This window comes from Ralstonia psammae, assembly GCF_958405935.1.
Taxonomy (GTDB): domain Bacteria; phylum Pseudomonadota; class Gammaproteobacteria; order Burkholderiales; family Burkholderiaceae; genus Ralstonia; species Ralstonia psammae.
In genome coordinates, this window is the sequence record NZ_CATZBU010000015.1 from 32,891 (window position 1) to 50,280 (window position 17,390).

Below are 17,390 nucleotides of genomic sequence, written 5' to 3' on the forward strand. Positions count from 1 at the left end.
CGCTGACGTCACTGTCTGCAATACTCGCGCGGTCGGCTTTTTTCTCCTCGTCCCGCATGGCAACTGCGCCACGTCTCGCCGCCCGCTGCCCCAACTGTCAAACCGCCTTCCGCGTTGTCGCCGATCAGCTTCGGCTGCGCGGCGGCCTCGTTCGTTGCGGGCGCTGCAATCACGTCTTCGATGGCCGCGATCATCTGATCGAGCTTGGCGCCGTGCTCACGCCTGCGGCGCCGACCGCCGAAGCACCGCAGCCCCAACAATCGCCAGAACACGCCCCCCGCATAGCGCCCCTCTCAACGCCCGTCAGCCCTGAACCGGAAACGCTCGCCGCGCCGCCTGTCGCAGAGGACGACCACGGCTTCGGCATGACGCTGATCTGGGAAGAGGACGTTCCGGATGAAGGCGTCGCAGAAGTGCATCTGGGCGAAGTTGAGGGCGCGACACCCGTGCCCGACGTGCAATCGACCGCACCCGACACACGTCCGCTGCCCGACGAGGCGCCGATCGAGCACGCTGTCGAGCCATCCATCGAGCCCGGGGAGCAGGCCCCAGAAGCTGGACTGCCCGCCGCTCCTGCCGATCCATTCCACGGCCTGCCACCCATCCGCGACCTTGACGACGAGGAAGACACGTTCGCGGCCGCCGTACCCAAGCAGCCGTCGGCAGACTTGCCGATCGAACCGGCCTTCGCGCCCACGGCGACTCCGGTAGCGGCTGCTTCCGCGCCGGCAGTCATCGCGTCCCCGAAGCCCGAGACGGAGAAGCACGATTCGGTCTGGATGCGCCACGAAACCGATTCGCACACGCTTTTTGCGCCGGTGCCGCGCCGCCATGGTCACGCACGTCGCACGCAAGCCGAGCCGACCAGCCCGACGCCGCAGCGCACGCTGACCGGCGCCCCGCGTCCGCGCAAGGCGCGCGGACCGAATCATGGTGTCTCAGCCGCGACGCTGGATTTTCTGCGTGCCGCACAGGCCCGCGAGCAGGCACGCAAAACGACCGGACGCCGCGCTCTGGCGCGTATCGCGATCGGTCTGCTGGCGGTGCTGGCGGTGGTGCAAATGCTCTTCCTCGCCCGCGCCGAGATCGCTCGCCGCGCGCCCTCCGCACGCCCGATGTTGGAGGCCCTGTGCCAGCCACTGCACTGCACGATCGCGCCGCCGCGTGATCTCGATGCATTGCAGATCGAATCGTCGCAACTGCTGCGGCAGGAAGGCGATGCATCAGACCAATACGTGCTGACGGCAACGTTGCGCAACCGCGCCGGTGGCCCCATCGCCCTGCCGGCCATCGAGCTGGTCACGACCGACCTGCAAGACCAACTGCTCTCGCGCCGCGCCCTGCTGCCCAGCGACTACCTCAACCCGACCGACAGTGCATACGGCAAGTCAGGGCTGCCTGCCCGCGCCGAACTACCGATTCGGGTACGATTCCAGTCCCAGCGCCCGACGGCCAATTACCGGGTCCTGATTTTTTACCCCTGAATTTTCACCCCTGGCTTAGAGCCGCTAACAAGACCCTCCTGACCAGGTATGCCGACGCAGGCAGTACAAGCGGGGCGGCAGGGAGGCGACGCCAAGAGGGTGTTGTTAGCGGCTCTCCCCCCCAACACGTATCAAAGGAAGGAGTAACACCATGGCAAACGTGACCCTTGGCGGCAACCCGATCGAAGTCGGCGGCCAATTCCCGACCGCAGGCGCGAAGGCCCCGGCCTTCACCCTGGTCGGCGCAGATCTGAAAGACGTGTCGCTCGCTGACTTTGCCGGCAAGCGCAAGGTCCTGAACATCGTGCCGAGCCTGGACACCCCGGTGTGCGCCACCTCCACGCGCAAGTTCAACGAGGCCGCTGCCAAGCTGGACAACACCGTCGTGCTGTCCATCTCTGCCGATCTGCCGTTCGCAGCCGGCCGCTTCTGCACCACCGAAGGCATCGCGAATGTGAAACCGCTGTCGACCTTCCGCGACAAGGGTTTCAAGCAAGCCTACGGCGTCGACATCACGTCGGGCCCGCTGGCTGGTGTGACCGCCCGCGCGGTCATCGTGCTCGACGCCAACGACAACGTCCTGTACTCGCAGCTCGTGCCCGAGATCAAGGACGAGCCGAACTACGACGCGGCCCTGGCTGCGCTGAAGTAAGCTGAACTGATTGCATCGAGACCGGCTTCCGGTCTCTCGTTCATCGCACGGCCGTCCACTGGGCGGCCGTGTCATATCTGGAGTGCTTCAATATGGCCAGCGTGATCTGCGGCTCGGTTGCCTACGACACCATCATGACGTTCGACGGACACTTCCGCGAACACATCCTGCCCGACAAGATCCACATCCTGAACGTCTCCTTTCTGGTGCCGACAATGCGCCGGGAGTTCGGTGGCTGCGCAGGCAACATCGCCTACACGCTGAAGATGCTCGGCGGCGAACCCATCATCATGGGCACGGTCGGCCAGGATGCGGGCCCGTACCTGGACTACCTGAAGAAGCTCGGCATCTCGACAGCGCATGTCACGGAGGTTCCGGATACGTTCACCGCGCAAGCGATGATCACGACCGACCGCGACAACAACCAGATCACCGCGTTCCACCCAGGCGCGATGAGCCATTCGAGCATCAATTCGGTCAAGAACGCGCTGCCGGCCAGGCTCGGCCTCGTCGGCCCCGATAGCCGCGAAGGCATGCTGCACCACGCCACGCAATTTGCAGAATCCGGCGTGCCCTTTATCTTTGACCTGGGCCAGGCAATGCCGCTGTTTGACGGCGCCGACCTCCGCCACTTCGTTGAACTCGCCAGCTACGTGGTGGTCAATGACTACGAAGCGCAGGTCATGCTGTCACGCACGGGCTACAGTGCGGCAGAACTTGCGCAGCGCGTCGAGGCTTACATCGTCACGCGCGGGGAAGAAGGGGCGGAGATTTACGCCGGCGGCAAGCAGTACACTATTCCGGTCGTGCCGGCCGAACGTGTGGTCGACCCGACCGGTTGCGGCGACGCCTTCCGCGGCGGCCTGCTCTACGGCATCGAGAACGGCCTGGACTGGGACACCACCGGCCGCCTCGCCAGCCTGATGGGCTCACTCAAGATCGCTTGCCAAGGCCCGCAGAATCACGGCCTGCCCGTCGAGGAAATTGCCCGGCGCTTCGAATCCGCTTTCGGGTATCGGTATCAATAAGGAACAAACATGAAACCCATCTATCGCATCGGTGCCGCGACCCTGCTGGTCGCCGCCCTTGGCCTGCAAGGCTGCGCCATGGGCACCAACTCCAACAGCGCCTACACCTCGGGTCAGGCGCAGCGCGAGCAGACCGTGCGCTTCGGTACGGTCGATTCGGTGCGCAATGTCGTGATCGACCGTGAACAGACCGGCGTCGGCACCATTGCAGGCGGTGCGATCGGCGGCATCGGTTCGGCAGCAGCCATCGGGCGCGGCAACGGCTCGGTGGCGGCGGGTGTGCTCGGTGCGATTCTCGGTGGCGTCGCAGGCAGCGCGCTCGAAGGTCAGATGAACAAGCGTCCGGGCCTGGAAATCACCGTCAAGCTCGACAACGGTGAGTACCGCGCCATCACGCAAGACGCCGACGAGGCTTTCCGCCCGGGTGAGCGGGTGCGTCTGCTGTCATCGGGCGGCGTGACGCGCGTGACGCACTGATCGACGACGCTCGGCCGATAGGCCGAGGGGGTTCATCGGAAACACCGCATCGGCATCGCGCCGGTGCGGTTTTTTTATGCCCATAAGAAACGCACGCGCAACGCTCGGGCAAGAAAAAGCCCGCCGGGGCGTGAGCCGATCGGCGGGCGGTGCAAGACACCAAGGTCTTGCGGACCGGATACGCGGTATCCGATCAGGTGGGCGCGACCTGCGCGCCGCTGTGGTCCCGGAGGATCACCGTCGTAGGAATGACTTACGGACGGTTGCCGGTCGGGAACGGCCATGCCGCAGCCGGGTTCAGCGCGGTCTTGGCAGCGGGTGCAGCAGGTGCAGCGGCCGGAGCAGCAGCGGGCTTGGCGACAGCCTTCTTCGCCGGGGCCTTCTTCGCAGCAGGCTTGGCAGCAGCCTTCTTGGCAGCCGGGGCCTTCTTGGCGGCAGCCTTCTTCGCAGCAGGCTTGGCAGCAGCCTTCTTGGCAGCCGGGGCCTTCTTGGCTGCAACCTTCTTCACGGCGGCCTTCTTGGCAGCCGGGGCCTTCTTGGCTGCAACCTTCTTCACTGCAGCTTTCTTGGCCGGTGCCTTCTTGGCTGCAACCTTCTTCACTGCGGCCTTCTTGGCCGGTGCCTTCTTGGCTGCAACCTTCTTCACTGCGGCCTTCTTGGCCGGTGCCTTCTTGGCAGCGACCTTCTTAGCTGCAACCTTCTTGGCCGGAGCCTTCTTGGCGGCCGGAGCAGCCTTCTTTGCAGCAGCCTTCTTAGCGGCCGGAGCCTTCTTTGCAGCGGCCTTCTTGGCCGGGGCCTTGGCGGCCGGTTTCTTCTTAGCAGCAGTTGCCATGGGAAACTCCTTCAAGATTGGGTATCGAACTATCGAGATTGAGCAACCCGACCGGCCCGATCCCACGATGCATTGGCATCGCCAGACCAACCGAGCGAGCGATTCATCGGCGCGCCACCCAACGGCAGTCGCACGCTAATGAATTCGGTAGGAAGATCTGCGACTTGCGCGGTGGACACACGCAGCAAGTTGCACGCCTCGGTTGCGCACACGGGCGCAACCGCAGTCGGCCGGACAGATTGCATCCGGCGAGTCTTCATCAATTGAGAGGACCGGGGCATCGTGGCCACACCGGTCGAAATCTGATCTTGCGCGAATCGCTGCGTGGACCGCAAAGCCGCTTGCAGCGTGACTTTGTGGACAGCGAAAAACTGGAGAGCGCGCGTTTTCTTTTGGGGGTAGTACGCCCATCCCGACGGGGGGATCGCAGAGACGGCACCGAGTTCGAACAGCCCTGTCGGCGTGGCGTGCATCAAAGTGGTTACGCTCCTCGACTACCTTTCACTTGCCGCTTGGAACTTCATCATCGTTGATCGCGCGAAGCTGCCTTGCATCGAAGTCAACGTCTTGTCAAGGCGAATCATAATTCGTTTGCGCGGTGATGTTAAGAGATTTATGCAAAAAGCGCGGTGAGTTTTGGTGAAGGATTGCGCTGCGTCTGTGCGTCGCTGCGATTCGCATCGCGCATGCGTGCAGATCGATCTCGCGAATGCGCATTTTCTTGCGTCGTGACATCACGTTACGGCGTTGCTCCACGTTGACACACGTGTCCCGCAAACCCAGTAGTCATGCCGGTTTACAGCAACACGCGATGTAGTGCGCGTGTGCATCGTGAACGGATGCACGTGCGGCGCGCACGTTCGGCATCGTCGTGCGCGTCGACGTGCGCGCGGCGCGATGCGTGTCGAAAAAAAACGATGCGTAGATGCGACAACGCGCGCAAATTTTTCGCATGCAACCTGTCGATACGCACGCAATCGATGCGATCGACGCGTGCGTATCGGCGTGTTGAACGTGTCGATCGACGCTGCTGACTTGCAAGTCGAACACCTTCGATGCGCACCGCGCGAAGTCGCTGCGATTGCGATGGCCAACAGCGCATGCAGGTACCGCAAATCGCGTGCCGCGCATCCGATGCGCGAGGTGCTGACGATAGGGTCGACGCATCGATGCGTGCGAGCGCTCGAGAGTGCGAATGGCATCGACGCATGCGGAGTTCGTGTCGATGCATGCGACATCTGCACCGGAGCGTGACGATGCCGAACAGCGGGCAAGCACGACCGGACGATCGCGTGATGCGCTGTGCGAAACCGATCGCCGATCGCGGGAAAACCCTGCTCAGCAACCGCTGAAAACTGCACGCAATTGCGTTTGAAACGAGGCTGTTTTACGACGATAGAAGGATTGTTCTACGGCAATCCGGAAGCGATTTTTGCTGCGGACTGATCGCCCGAAGAATGGCTTGTAGAGGCGCTTTATTCGGAATCAAGTTCGCGAATTGTTGCAACTGCATATCCGGGTGTCAGGTTGACGCTGATTGTCATGCCATTCGGTTTCACTTCACGATCCGCTCACCACATCAGCGCGGCATCGATCGCGCAGTGTGGCACGGGCCTGCGCGTGGCCCGTGACAAGACAGGGAGGTCGTCGCCAACCCCGCATGCCGGGCGACGACAAACCCGACGAGCAAAGAGCGCAAGACAGAAGGGGTCCAACACAAGCGTTCTGTTCTGAGTCGTGGAGGCACAAGATGCGCGATCAAGCGTTCTTGTCGAAATCGAATCCGCCGAAGCGCGGAGTGTTCCTGCAGTGCGTGCTGGCGACGGCATCACTCGCCATGTTGGCCGGTTGCGCGAATTCGGGCAGCGGCGACATGGGTACGTCGCTTGGCGGCGGCAGCGATTCGCAATCCAAGCCGGCGATCGCGGCATCGACATCGCCCGCCTGGTCGAACGACAACACCAGCAATGCAACGGGTAGCAGCGGCTCAACCGGCAGCACACCCATCGCGACGCTGACCGGTCCTGTCGAGCAGTTGACGACCACCACCATCACCGCCATCGTGCCGCTCACCAGCACGCTGACTTCCGCCACGCAAACGCTGGGCGCGGCCACTGGCCTGGGTGCGCCGGTGAGCAACGTGTTGTCGACGCTGGGCAGTGCGCTCGGCAGCGAGGGCAGCACGATCACAACGGCCGGCAAGGGCAATGCGCTGGTGTCGACGCTGGGTAACACGGTGGGCGCGCTCGGCTCGCTCACCAGTGGGTTGTCGGCAATGGTCGCGCCGACGGCGCCGTCTGCGGCGGGTGGTGCACCGGGAGGTGCGTTGACCGGTGCGCTCGGTGGTGCGCTGGCGCCGGTCACGACGGCAGTCGGTTCGCTGACAGCGGGGTTGCCTGGTGTCAGTGCGCTTGGCTCGGTTGGCGCTGTCAGCAGTAGTGGTACGGCCGCGACTGGTCCGCTGGGCGGATTGGGCAGCGTCGGCACAACGGTGGGCGGGTTGGTTGGCGGTGTGCTGTCGGGTGTGACATCCGGCGCGCATCACTAGCCCCTGCTCTGTAGAACTTTCTTTGCATTCGACAGCAAACGCAGGCGGATGCTACCCGCTGGACGCCAGATGCGCGTTCTTCTGACCCGGCGGTGACACGCGGTACGGGCCGCGCTTACAAGGAGACTCACCATGAAAATTCAGAACCCGCTCCACGCTTCTTCGTCCGCTTCTTCGGCTTCGTTGTCCGCCGTTTCGGCGTCGCGCACGCTGCTGGCAGCGGCGGCTGTGGCCGTGCTGACATTGGCCGGTTGTGCCTCGGGCGGCAACCCGAACGGTGACACGACACCGTCATCGTCGGCCAACAACGATCCGGGCGCGGTGCCGGTCGGCAACGTGGCCAGCGGCGGCGGCAACGTCGTCACGCAGACCGGCAAGACCGTCAGTGACCTTGGCACGACGATCGGCACGGCGTCGGTGCCCGTCATCGGCGGCACGGCGGCGCAGAAGGATCTGGGTGCGACGGTCACCTCCGCCGGCAATACGGTCCAGACGTTGGGCGCCGGCATCAGCAACGGGCTCGGCAAGATCGGCTCCACGCCCGACCCCGTCGGCACCACGGTGCAGAGTTCGGGTGACGTGATCCGCTCCGCCGGGGTGACGGTAGGCAACGCGGGGCAGACCGTCTCGGACCTGGGTGCCGCGGGCAGCCCGCTGGCGCCGCTGAATCCGGTGACGTCGCCTGTGGGCAGCGGTGTATCGGCGCTCGGGCAAGTGCTGCAAGGTGCGGGCGGTCTGACCACCATCGCCACCTCGAGCGGCCCGGTGCAGCAGATTACGCAGCAGACCAGCAACGCGATCGTGCCGCTGTCGTCGCAAGTCGTGCAGGGCACGCAGGCGGTCGGCGGCACGACGATGCTCGGCGGTCCGCTGGCGGGTGCGCTCAATACGGTTGGCGGCGGCCTGCAGAGCGCCGGTGCGCAAGTCGGCGCTGCCGGCGGCAACCCGCTCACGCGTGACGTGGGCGGTGTGGTCGGCGCCGTCGGCGGCACGGTGGCCAGCACCGGTGGCCTGGTCAACGGCGGCAGCGGCGGCTCGACGAATCCGTTGGCGCCGATCACGAGCGCGCTCGGCGGCGGCCTCGGCGGTGGCAGCAATCCGCTCGCCCCGGTAACGAGCGCACTGAGCGGCGCAGCCGGCAGCGGCAACCCGCTCGCCCCGATCACGAATGCGCTGGGTGGCGTCACGAACGCCACCAGCAGCTCCGGCAGCAATCCGCTGTCACCCCTGACCGGTGCGTTGAGCGCGCATTGATCCCTGCGCCGACATCATCGATCAGCCCTCACCGATTCTTTTGACCGACAACAAGGAGACTCCACGATGCAACATACCCCCCACTCTCTCGCGCGCCTGGCTGGCGCACTGGCTCTCGCACTGGCCGCCGGCAGCGCCTTCGCGCAAGCCAGCCCCGCCGGCACCTGGAAGACCATCGACGACAACACAGGCAAACAGAAAGGCGAAGTGACGATCGTCGACAACGGCGGCACGTTCACCGGCAAGGTCACCAAGATCCTGGTGCCCGGCGACGAGAACAAGACTTGCACCAAGTGCTCGGACGACCGCAAGGACCAGCCGATCAAGGGCCTGACGATCCTGACGGGCCTGAAGGCGGACGGCAACAACAACTGGGATGGCGGTCAGATCCTGGACCCGGAAAACGGCAAGGTCTACAGCGCCAAGATGTCGCTGTCGGAAGACGGTCAGAAACTCAATGTGCGCGGCTTCCTGGGCATCAGCCTGCTGGGCCGTACGCAGACCTGGATTCGCGAGCAATGACCGCCCGCCGATAACGAGACCTCCCAACGCGCGGCGGTGCCCCTCCTTGCGGGTGGGGTGCCGTCTCTTCGGGCGCCGGTGCAAGCCGGCGCCTTCTTTTTGCGGAAATCCGCACGCTGCACGGACGGTACCTCCATTAAAGAAGACCACTCCATCGCCGTTACACCGTTGCGGAGTCGGTAATTCGGTCGGCCGCGTAGAAAGCGGCACCACACTGGTGGCCGAAGCGGGCGGCGTGATCGACGAGGTGATGGTCGCGGTCAAGCGCGTGACGGACATCATGGGCGAGATCAGTTCGGCGTCCGAAGAACAAAGCTGCGGCATCGAGCAGGTCAACCAGGCCATGAACCCGATGGACGAGGTGACGCAGCAGAACGCAGCGCTGGTCGAGCAGGCCGCCGCCGCGCTGTCGCTGGAAGAACGGGCACAGGTGTTGCGCGACGCGGTGGCGTCGTTCAGCACCGCCTGATCGCAGAGATTTCGTGTCCTATTCCCCAACGAGGGGAGGGACGCCGCGCCGTTCTCTGGGGTGTCGCATGGTGCTATGCTGCGCGCCAGAGAATCGATAAAACAATGTTGGAATAGCCATGCCCGAGCGCAACCGGCCGCCATTCAGTGGCCCTTTTGGCGCGATTGCCGGGTCGACCACCAGCGTCTATGCCGCAGCAGGAGACACTGCCGGCGACGCCCATGAGCCGATGTCCGGCGGCCGCTCCAGTGCGGTACGCGATGTCGCTGCACAAGATCTGGCCAGCGATACCGCGCTGTGGCGCTTTGCGCTGGCCGCAGAGCACGGCGGCCGCGCGCCCCACCCCGACGCCACCTTGCGCGACGATCTTTCCGTCCTGCGCATCCTGCGCCACGCCGATGGCCTTCGCTTGCTCAGGCAAGGACTGCGCAGCGCGTTCCCGGGTTCGGCCCTGCGCCTGACCAGCTTCTGGCCCGAAGAGCAGCCGCACGCCTACCCGGCCCGCGCAGAAGCCCGCCCGGCGGAATTCGGCGATCTGCTCGTGCTGCTGCGCCTGCGCGGTGCGGTGCCGACGCTCGATTGCCGCGCGCTGTTCCTCACCAGTCGCCGCATCGATCAGCCCGACGACGCGCTCGACAAGCACCACGCGCTGCCGCAAATCAACCTGTACGAAGGCTGGCCCGACTTCAACGTCTATGCGCGTTCGCCGATCAAGTCGCGCAACGCGACCTTCCTGGGCAAGTTCGACCTGTCGGCGGAGCTGGACCCGCTGCGCCGCATTGGCTGCGACCAGCGCCAGTGGCGCTATCTGACGCCCTGCACAGGACTGCAGCAGCACGCGCAATGGCCCGGCGCCCGGCCGGCCTCGCCGCTGCAATGGCGCTGGCCCTCGGGCCCGCAAGCCGGCAGTGCACGGCCCAGCTCCGGTTCGTTCACCGGCCTGCTGCGCCAGCTCGCCCGCCCGGAAGGCCCCGGCGAGGATTGCTCTGCCGGCACCGACGTGCCGACCTGGGGCCGCCTCATCAACAAGCTGCTCGACCACAGCTGGGAAGTCGCCCCGAGCCACGCGCTCAAGAGCGGCAATGTCAGCTCGCTGGCGTTCTGGACGCGGCTGCGCGGCTTCCTGACGGCGGAATACCTGCTCGGCTCGCACTCGTTGCAGAAGGGTTTTGGTGCCTCGTTGCAGTTCGAGATGGCCAACGGCCTGCAGGACATTGCCCGCGACGACTGGACGGCCACCACCGGCTTCGACCCCGACGACCTCGACGTGCCCGGTGTGCGCGGCACGCTGCAGCGCATTGCGGCGTCCAAACTGGCCGTCTTCGGCATGAGCGCCGAAGACCCGGCACCGCTCGCCGCCCCGCGCCCGCAGCGCGGCGTGACCCCGCGCCCCGACGGCGAACGCGAAGGCCAGCGTGTGTTGCTGATCGACGTGATCCGCCCGAGCGCAGCCGCTCTGTAAGCACGCCAATTCGATAAAAAGCGACGCCTGCGCCGCCGAGAATGCAACGATTTCTCGGCGGCGCGCGGCTATGCTGTGGCGTTGCCTTGCCGCACCATCTGTCGTCCCCCGCGCTCTCGTTCATGTCTTCCGCTGCTCCCGCCTCTACCGCTTCCACGACGACGCCCTCCCCCTGGATGCCCATCTTTGCGCTGATGGGCTCGATGGCGTCGGTGTGCCTCGGTAACTCATTTGCCAAGACGCTGTTCCCGGTGCTGGGCGCCGCGGGCACGGTCACGTATCGCGTGACGATTGGCGCAGTGATCCTGCTGGCATTCTGGCGGCCGTGGCGCCTGCACCTGAGCCGCGCCGATGCCGGCCGCATCGCGCTGTACGGCGTCACGCTGGCGAGCATGAACCTGCTGTTCTACCTGTCGCTACAGCGGTTGCCAATCGGCATTGCGATCGCCATCGAGTTCACGGGGCCGCTGGTGCTGGCCGTGCTGCTGTCGCGCCGCGCGCTGGATTTCGTGTGGATCGGGCTGGCGGTGGTCGGCTTGCTGATGCTGACGGTGGGCGACAAGTCGGTCGGTCAGGTTGACCACCTGGGCGCGGTGTATGCGCTGGCCGCCGGCGTCTGCTGGGCGCTCTACATCCTGACCGGCAAGAACCTCGGCGGCCTGCATGCGGGCCAGGCTACGTCGATCGGCATGCTGGTCGGTGCGCTGTTTGCGATTCCGTTTGGCGTGGCGCAGGCAGGGGCGGCGTTGCTCGCACCATCGCTCATTCTGGCGGGACTGGGCATCGGGCTGCTGTCGAGCGCGATCCCGTATTCGCTCGAGATGGTGGCGCTCAAGCATCTGCCCGGCAAGACGTTTTCCGTGTTGCTGAGCCTGGAGCCTGCCATCGGCGCGCTGGCGGGGGCGATCGTGCTGCACGAGCAACTGACGGGGCGCCAGTGGGTGGCGATCCTGGCCATCATCGCCGCGTCCGCGGGGTGTGCGCTCACGGTGCGGGCGCCCAAGCCTTCCCCCTGAGCCTGTTGGGGTCCTGTTGGGGTCCTATTGGGGTCGCCCGACGTCGCCTAGCCGGAAAACCGCGCCACCGCTTGCAGAACAGCCATGCGCGTCTGCCCGTAGACCATCCCCATCCATTCCGGCACGTCGCAATAAAACGCATCACGCAGCGACTGGCGAATGCCGGCGCGCTGCGCGGCGCCCTGCTCCGGATGGCGATGTAGCCAATGGTCGGCGCGCAGCGCCTGCAGCACCGCCAGCGGCGCGAGCGTGCCGAACTCCAGCGTCACGCAGGTCTTCTCGATGCCCGGCAGCAGTTCGTATGCAATGCCCACCAGATCGCCCTTGACCACCGACGATACCGAACCTGCCGCGGCAATCGGCCGAACATCGGCGCCCCAGGTGCACATGGCGCGCTCCAGTTCGGCAGGATCGGGACTGTTGAAAATCTTCTCGCCGTGGCCGTAGTGACCGAGCCCGGTATGCAGGTCGATCCACACCAGGCGGGACATGTCGGCCGCATGCCGCGACACGATTCCACGCATCTGCAGCGTGCTCCAGCACGGCGCGCTGCCGCCGTAGAACATGCCGTCCGGCACGCGGTATTGGCCGCTCGTTGCAGCGTCTTGCAGGGCCCTCTCGCCGCGGGTAACCATGTAGTGCTGCAGCGCCGCCTGATCCGCCTGGCTGGGCGGCCAGGTACGCGGCAGCAGAAGCGGGTCGACTTCGAGATAGGCGGGGTTGGCGGAAGCGGCCTCGTTAAAGTCGACGCTGTTGCGGTTCAGGTCAACGTTGTCTTCATTCACGCGCCGCAAGTGCGCAAACCCGTACGGATTGACCGCGTGCACCAGTAGCAGCGCTACCTTGGCAGCCGCCAGCCGCGCGAACAGTTCGTCGTCTTGCAGCAAGCCGGTCTGGCAACCCGAGCCGCTGAACCCCTCCACACCATGGACGCCGGAGGTGACGATCAGCAGCGTTTGAGCCTGCGCCGGCGCAAGCAGTGCGGTGTCGATGGAAAGCTGCTCGCCGGACGGCCCGACCACTTCCGGATGCAGATGACGCTCGATGCGGAGCCCCCGGCCTTGCGCGGCGGCGAGGAACTTGCCGCGGGCTTCATCGTAGGTTTGGGAAAAGGATGCCTCGATGGTCATGGCGAGCCCGATTGCGGTGGTTGCCGCAGCGTGCCATGCCTCATGCGAGCGGCGCAATCGTACAAACGTGAATCGGGCATCCCAAAATGCAAACGGGCGACGCGTGGTGCGTCGCCCGTTTGTCTTGGCGCCTTGTCGAAGCGGGCGCTCAGATCACTCCCAGGACAGCGCACCGCCAGTCTGGTACTCGATCACGCGCGTCTCGAAGAAGTTGCGCTCCTTCTTCAGGTCGATCATCTCGCTCATCCACGGGAACGGGTTTTCTTCGTTCGGGAACAGCGCATCCAGGCCGATCTGCTGGCAACGGCGGTTGCAGATGAAGCGCAGGTAGCCCTTGAACATCGGTGCGTTCAGGCCCAGCACGCCGCGCGGCATGGTGTCTTCTGCGTAGCGGTATTCCAGGTCGACAGCCTTCTTGAACAGCTCCGTGATCTCGGCCTTGAACTCGGCCGTCCACAGGTGCGGGTTCTCCAGCTTGATCTGGTTGATCAGGTCGATCCCGAAATTGCAGTGCAGCGACTCGTCGCGCAGGATGTACTGGTACTGCTCGGCAGCGCCGGTCATCTTGTTCTGACGGCCCATCGCCAGGATCTGCGTGAAGCCAACGTAGAAGAACAGGCCTTCCATGATGCAGGCGAAGACGATGAGCGACTTCAGCAGCTTCTGGTCGTTCTCGGGCGTGCCGGTCTTGAACGACGGATCGGTCAACGTGTCGATGAACGGGATCAGGAACTCGTCCTTGTCGCGGATCGACTGCACTTCGTGGTACGCGTTGAAGATCTCGGCCTCGTTCAGGCCCAGCGATTCAACGATGTACTGATACGCGTGCGTGTGGATCGCCTCTTCAAACGCCTGGCGCAGCAGGTACTGGCGGCATTCCGGCGCGGTGATCTGGCGGTACGTGCCCAGCACGATGTTGTTGGCGGCCAGCGAGTCGGCCGTCACGAAGAAGCCCAGGTTGCGCTTGATGATGCGGCGCTCGTCTTCGGTCAGACCGTTCGGGTCTTTCCACAAGGCGATGTCGCGCGACATGTTGATTTCCTGCGGCATCCAGTGGTTCGCGCAGCCGGCCAGGTACTTCTCCCACGCCCACTTGTACTTGAACGGCACCAGCTGGTTGACGTCGGTGGCGCCGTTGATGACGCGCTTGTCGGCGGCGTTCACGCGGCGGTTGCTCTGTGCGGCAGCGGCGTTCGGGTTGTTGCCGAGGATGCCCGTACCGGCGGCTTGCGTGGCCGACGGAGGCAGCACCCCGCCCTGGTCAGCGGTGGCCGTTTGCAGTTGCGGCTGCGGTTGATACGCGGGCTGCGGCGCAGCTTGCGGTTGTGCGGCAGGTTTGACGTCGTCGTCCCAGCTCAGCATATGTGTTTCTCCTAATTCTTTGCTCGTCGCTCCCGCTCTTTCGGAGCGCGAGTCCAGTGTCGTCCAGGTCACGGCGCCCCCGCTTGCGCGGGAGCAACCTCAGACACTGTTTAGACTTATTGGCAGGCTTCGCATTCCTCGAAACCGGGGTCGCCCGGGCGCATCGTGCACACGGCGCCTTCGGCTTCCGGCATGGCCGGAGCAGCGGCGGCCACGTTGTCCAGCGCGCTGGCGGGAGCAGCTTGCGATGCACCTGCAGCCGACACGCCCCCCACGTCGCTACCCGACGACACCGCATTGAGCGTGCCGCGCGACACGGTCGACTTCTCGACGTGTGTGGCACCGATCGTGCGCAGGTAATACGTGGTCTTGAGACCACGCAGCCAGGCGAGCTTGTACGTGTCGTCCAGCTTCTTGCCCGACGCACCGGCCATGTAGATGTTCAGCGACTGCGCCTGATCGATCCACTTCTGGCGGCGCGATGCAGCTTCCACCAGCCACGTCGGCTCCACCTCGAAGGCCGTTGCGTACAGGTCGCGCAGGTCTTGCGGGATGCGGTCGATGCGGGCCAGCGAGCCGTCGAAGTACTTCAGGTCGGCGACCATCACCTCGTCCCACAGGCCGCGTGCCTTCAGGTCGCGCACCAGGTAGTCGTTGACCACCGTGAACTCGCCCGACAGGTTCGACTTGACGTACAGGTTCTGATACGTCGGCTCGATACAGGCCGACACGCCGATGATGTTGGAGATCGTTGCCGTCGGGGCGATCGCCACGCAGTTCGAGTTGCGCATGCCGTACTGCTTGATGCGGCCGCGCAGGCTATCCCAGTCCATGGTCGACGACATGTCGGCTTCCAGGTAGCCGCCGCGCTCTTCGGCCAGCAGCTTGAGCGAGTCCTGCGGCAGGATGCCACGGTCCCACAGCGAGCCCTTGTAGCTGCTGTAGCGGCCACGCTCTTCGGCCAGCTCGGTCGACGCCCAGTAGGCGTAGTAGCACACGGCTTCCATCGAGGTATCGGCAAACTGCACCGCTGCGTCGCTGGCGTAAGGCACACGCAGCACGTGCAGCGCGTCCTGGAAGCCCATGATGCCCATGCCGACCGGGCGGTGGCGCAGGTTCGAATCACGCGCCTTCTTGACCGCGTAGTAGTTGATGTCGATCACGTTGTCGAGCATGCGCATGGCCGTGCGCACGGTCTTCTTGAGCTTGTCGTGATCGAGCACCACGCTGCCGTCAGCCTGCTTGACCAGGTGAGCGACCAGGTTGACCGAACCCAGGTTGCACACGGCGATTTCGCTGTCGTTGGTGTTCAGCGTGATTTCCGTGCACAGGTTGGAGCTGTGCACCACGCCCACGTGCTGCTGCGGGCTGCGGATGTTGCACGGATCCTTGAACGTGATCCACGGGTGGCCGGTTTCGAACAGCATGCCCAGCATCTTGCGCCACAGTTGCAGCGCCGGCATCTTCTTGAAGAGCTTGATCTCGCCGCGCGCGACCTTGTCTTCGTAGCTCAGGTAGGCCTGCTCGAATGCCTTGCCAACCTTGTCATGCAGGTCCGGGCAGGTCGACGGCGAGAACAGCGTCCACTCGCCACCTTCCATGACGCGCTTCATGAACAGGTCCGGAATCCAGTTGGCCGTGTTCATGTCGTGCGTGCGGCGGCGGTCGTCGCCGGTGTTCTTGCGCAGTTCCAGGAATTCTTCGATGTCCAGGTGCCACGTTTCCAGGTACGCACACACCGCACCCTTGCGCTTGCCGCCCTGGTTCACGGCCACAGCCGTGTCGTTGACGACCTTCAGGAACGGCACCACGCCTTGCGATTTGCCGTTGGTGCCCTTGATGTGCGAGCCGAGTGCGCGCACGTTGGTCCAGTCGTTGCCCAGGCCGCCCGCGAACTTCGAGAGCAGGGCGTTTTCCTTCAGCGCCTCGTAAATGCCGTCCAGGTCATCCGACACGGTGGTCAGATAGCACGACGACAGCTGCGAGCGGCGCGTGCCCGAGTTGAACAGCGTCGGCGTGCTCGACATGAAATCGAACGACGACAGCAGTTGGTAGAACTCGATGGCGCGGGCTTCACGATCGATTTCGTTCAGCGCCAGGCCCATCGCCACGCGCATGAAGAACGCCTGCGGCATCTCGATGCGCGTCTCGTTGATGTGCAGGAAGTAGCGGTCGTACAGCGTCTGCAGGCCGAGGTAGTTGAACTGGAAGTCGCGCGAGGCGTCCAGCGCCGCACCCAGGCGGGCCAGGTCGAACTGGGCCAGCTTGTCGTCGAGCAGCTCGGCGTTGATGCCGCGCTTGATGAACTGCGGGAAGTAGTCGACGTAACGCGTGCTCATTTCCGCTTGCGTGACTTCTTCGCCGAGGATTTCGCGGCGGATCGTGTGCAGCAGGATGCGCGCCGTGACCTGGCTGTACGCCGGGTCCTTTTCGATCAGGGTACGCGAGGCCAGGATGGCCGAGTCGTACACCTGCGTCATCGGCACGCCTTCATACAGGTTCTTGACCGTTTCCTTGAGGATCGGCTCCGGATCCACCGCTTCGCCCAGACCTTCGCAGGCCGAGACGATCACGTTGCGCAGCGCCGCCATGTCCAGCGGGCGGGTGATGCCGCCGTCGGTCACGTTCAGGCCGATGACGGCCGGTTGCTGCTGGGTTTCGCCGGCTTGCGCGCGCTCCTGGGCGCGGCGCTCGCGGTACAGCACGTAGGCGCGGGCCACGTCATGTTCGCCCGAGCGCATCAGGGCCAGTTCAACCTGATCCTGCACGTCTTCGATGTGGAACGTGCCGCCGTTCGGACGGCTGCGCAGCAGGGCGCGCACCACGTTCTGCGTTTGTTGGTCGACCAGCTCGCGCACACGCGCGGAAGCAGCGCCCTGCCCGCCATTCACGGCGAGGAAGGCCTTGGTCATGGCCACGGCGATCTTGGAAGGCTCAAAACTGACCACGGCGCCGTTGCGGCGAATGATCTTGTAGTCGGCGTAGCCGGCGCTGGGGGCCACGGCCGTACCGCCAGCGCTTTGCGCAAATTGGGAAGGATTGGCGGTGCCGGAGTGGATTTCGGGTTGGGCCGTCTGCATGTGGACTCCTGTTGAACCGTTCGTTTTATTGGCTCGCCGCTGGGTGAAGCACCCTTGGCGAACCCTTGCGCCAT

At 64.8% G+C, this 17,390-nt stretch carries 13 protein-coding genes and 1 pseudogene; 10 read left to right on the forward strand and 4 right to left on the reverse strand.

Annotated elements, in window-relative coordinates; translation table 11 throughout:
- Window positions 1-56: 56 nt before the first annotated feature.
- From R2N16_RS22120 to R2N16_RS22135, 4 genes are all read left to right on the forward strand, one after another.
- Window positions 57-1,484 (forward strand): DUF3426 domain-containing protein, encoded by a 1,428-nt coding sequence (locus R2N16_RS22120; protein WP_316668617.1) that lies wholly within the window; start codon window positions 57-59, stop codon window positions 1,482-1,484.
- Window positions 1,485-1,635: 151 nt separating this feature from the next.
- The gene (tpx, locus tag R2N16_RS22125; protein ID WP_316668619.1) at window positions 1,636-2,136 is read left to right on the forward strand and encodes a thiol peroxidase; all 501 of its coding nucleotides are present in this window, start codon (window positions 1,636-1,638) and stop codon (window positions 2,134-2,136) included.
- A gap of 92 nt (window positions 2,137-2,228) precedes the next feature.
- Window positions 2,229-3,164 carry a carbohydrate kinase family protein gene (locus R2N16_RS22130; RefSeq protein WP_316668620.1) on the forward strand — a complete coding sequence of 312 codons (936 nt, stop codon included), beginning with the start codon at window positions 2,229-2,231 and terminating at the stop codon, window positions 3,162-3,164.
- 9 nt (window positions 3,165-3,173) lie between these two features.
- Window positions 3,174-3,641 carry an outer membrane lipoprotein gene (locus R2N16_RS22135; protein ID WP_009241557.1) on the forward strand — a complete coding sequence of 156 codons (468 nt, stop codon included), beginning with the start codon at window positions 3,174-3,176 and terminating at the stop codon, window positions 3,639-3,641.
- Window positions 3,642-3,894: 253 nt separating this feature from the next.
- On the opposite strand, the gene R2N16_RS22140 is transcribed toward R2N16_RS22135, so the two are convergent.
- The gene (locus R2N16_RS22140; RefSeq protein WP_316668624.1) at window positions 3,895-4,473 is read right to left on the reverse strand and encodes a histone H1-like DNA-binding protein; all 579 of its coding nucleotides are present in this window, start codon (window positions 4,471-4,473) and stop codon (window positions 3,895-3,897) included.
- Between the two features lie 1,750 nt (window positions 4,474-6,223).
- On the opposite strand from R2N16_RS22140, the gene R2N16_RS22145 reads away from it, so the two are divergent.
- The 6 genes and pseudogenes from R2N16_RS22145 (at window position 6,224) to R2N16_RS22170 (ending at window position 11,744) form a co-directional block, all read left to right on the forward strand.
- Window positions 6,224-7,021: a collagen-like triple helix repeat-containing protein gene (locus R2N16_RS22145; protein ID WP_316668626.1), complete on the forward strand. Its 798-nt coding sequence runs from the start codon at window positions 6,224-6,226 to the stop codon at window positions 7,019-7,021.
- A 132-nt stretch (window positions 7,022-7,153) separates the two neighbouring features.
- Window positions 7,154-8,275, forward strand: a complete 1,122-nt coding sequence (locus R2N16_RS22150) for a collagen-like triple helix repeat-containing protein (protein WP_316668628.1) — start codon at window positions 7,154-7,156, stop codon at window positions 8,273-8,275.
- Between the two features lie 66 nt (window positions 8,276-8,341).
- The gene (locus tag R2N16_RS22155) at window positions 8,342-8,797 is read left to right on the forward strand and encodes a DUF2147 domain-containing protein (RefSeq protein WP_316668630.1); all 456 of its coding nucleotides are present in this window, start codon (window positions 8,342-8,344) and stop codon (window positions 8,795-8,797) included.
- Window positions 8,798-8,972: 175 nt separating this feature from the next.
- Window positions 8,973-9,266: pseudogene (locus R2N16_RS22160) on the forward strand (methyl-accepting chemotaxis protein); the annotation flags it as partial.
- A 118-nt stretch (window positions 9,267-9,384) separates the two neighbouring features.
- Window positions 9,385-10,728, forward strand: coding sequence for a peroxidase (locus R2N16_RS22165; RefSeq protein WP_316668632.1), 1,344 nt, complete (start codon window positions 9,385-9,387; stop codon window positions 10,726-10,728).
- Between the two features lie 122 nt (window positions 10,729-10,850).
- Window positions 10,851-11,744 carry an EamA family transporter gene (locus tag R2N16_RS22170; protein WP_316668752.1) on the forward strand — a complete coding sequence of 298 codons (894 nt, stop codon included), beginning with the start codon at window positions 10,851-10,853 and terminating at the stop codon, window positions 11,742-11,744.
- Window positions 11,745-11,791: 47 nt separating this feature from the next.
- On the opposite strand, the gene R2N16_RS22175 is transcribed toward R2N16_RS22170, so the two are convergent.
- The 3 genes from R2N16_RS22175 to R2N16_RS22185 all read right to left on the reverse strand — a co-directional run bounded on the left by R2N16_RS22175 (window position 11,792) and on the right by R2N16_RS22185 (window position 17,316).
- Complete coding sequence (locus R2N16_RS22175; RefSeq protein ID WP_316668634.1) at window positions 11,792-12,874, reverse strand: M14 family metallopeptidase; 1,083 nt, start codon at window positions 12,872-12,874, stop codon at window positions 11,792-11,794.
- Window positions 12,875-13,027: 153 nt separating this feature from the next.
- Window positions 13,028-14,236: a ribonucleotide-diphosphate reductase subunit beta gene (locus tag R2N16_RS22180; protein WP_147213782.1), complete on the reverse strand. Its 1,209-nt coding sequence runs from the start codon at window positions 14,234-14,236 to the stop codon at window positions 13,028-13,030.
- 116 nt (window positions 14,237-14,352) lie between these two features.
- On the reverse strand, window positions 14,353-17,316 hold the full coding sequence (locus R2N16_RS22185) for a ribonucleoside-diphosphate reductase subunit alpha (RefSeq protein ID WP_316668638.1): 2,964 nt from the start codon (window positions 17,314-17,316) through the stop codon (window positions 14,353-14,355).
- Window positions 17,317-17,390 lie beyond the last annotated feature (74 nt).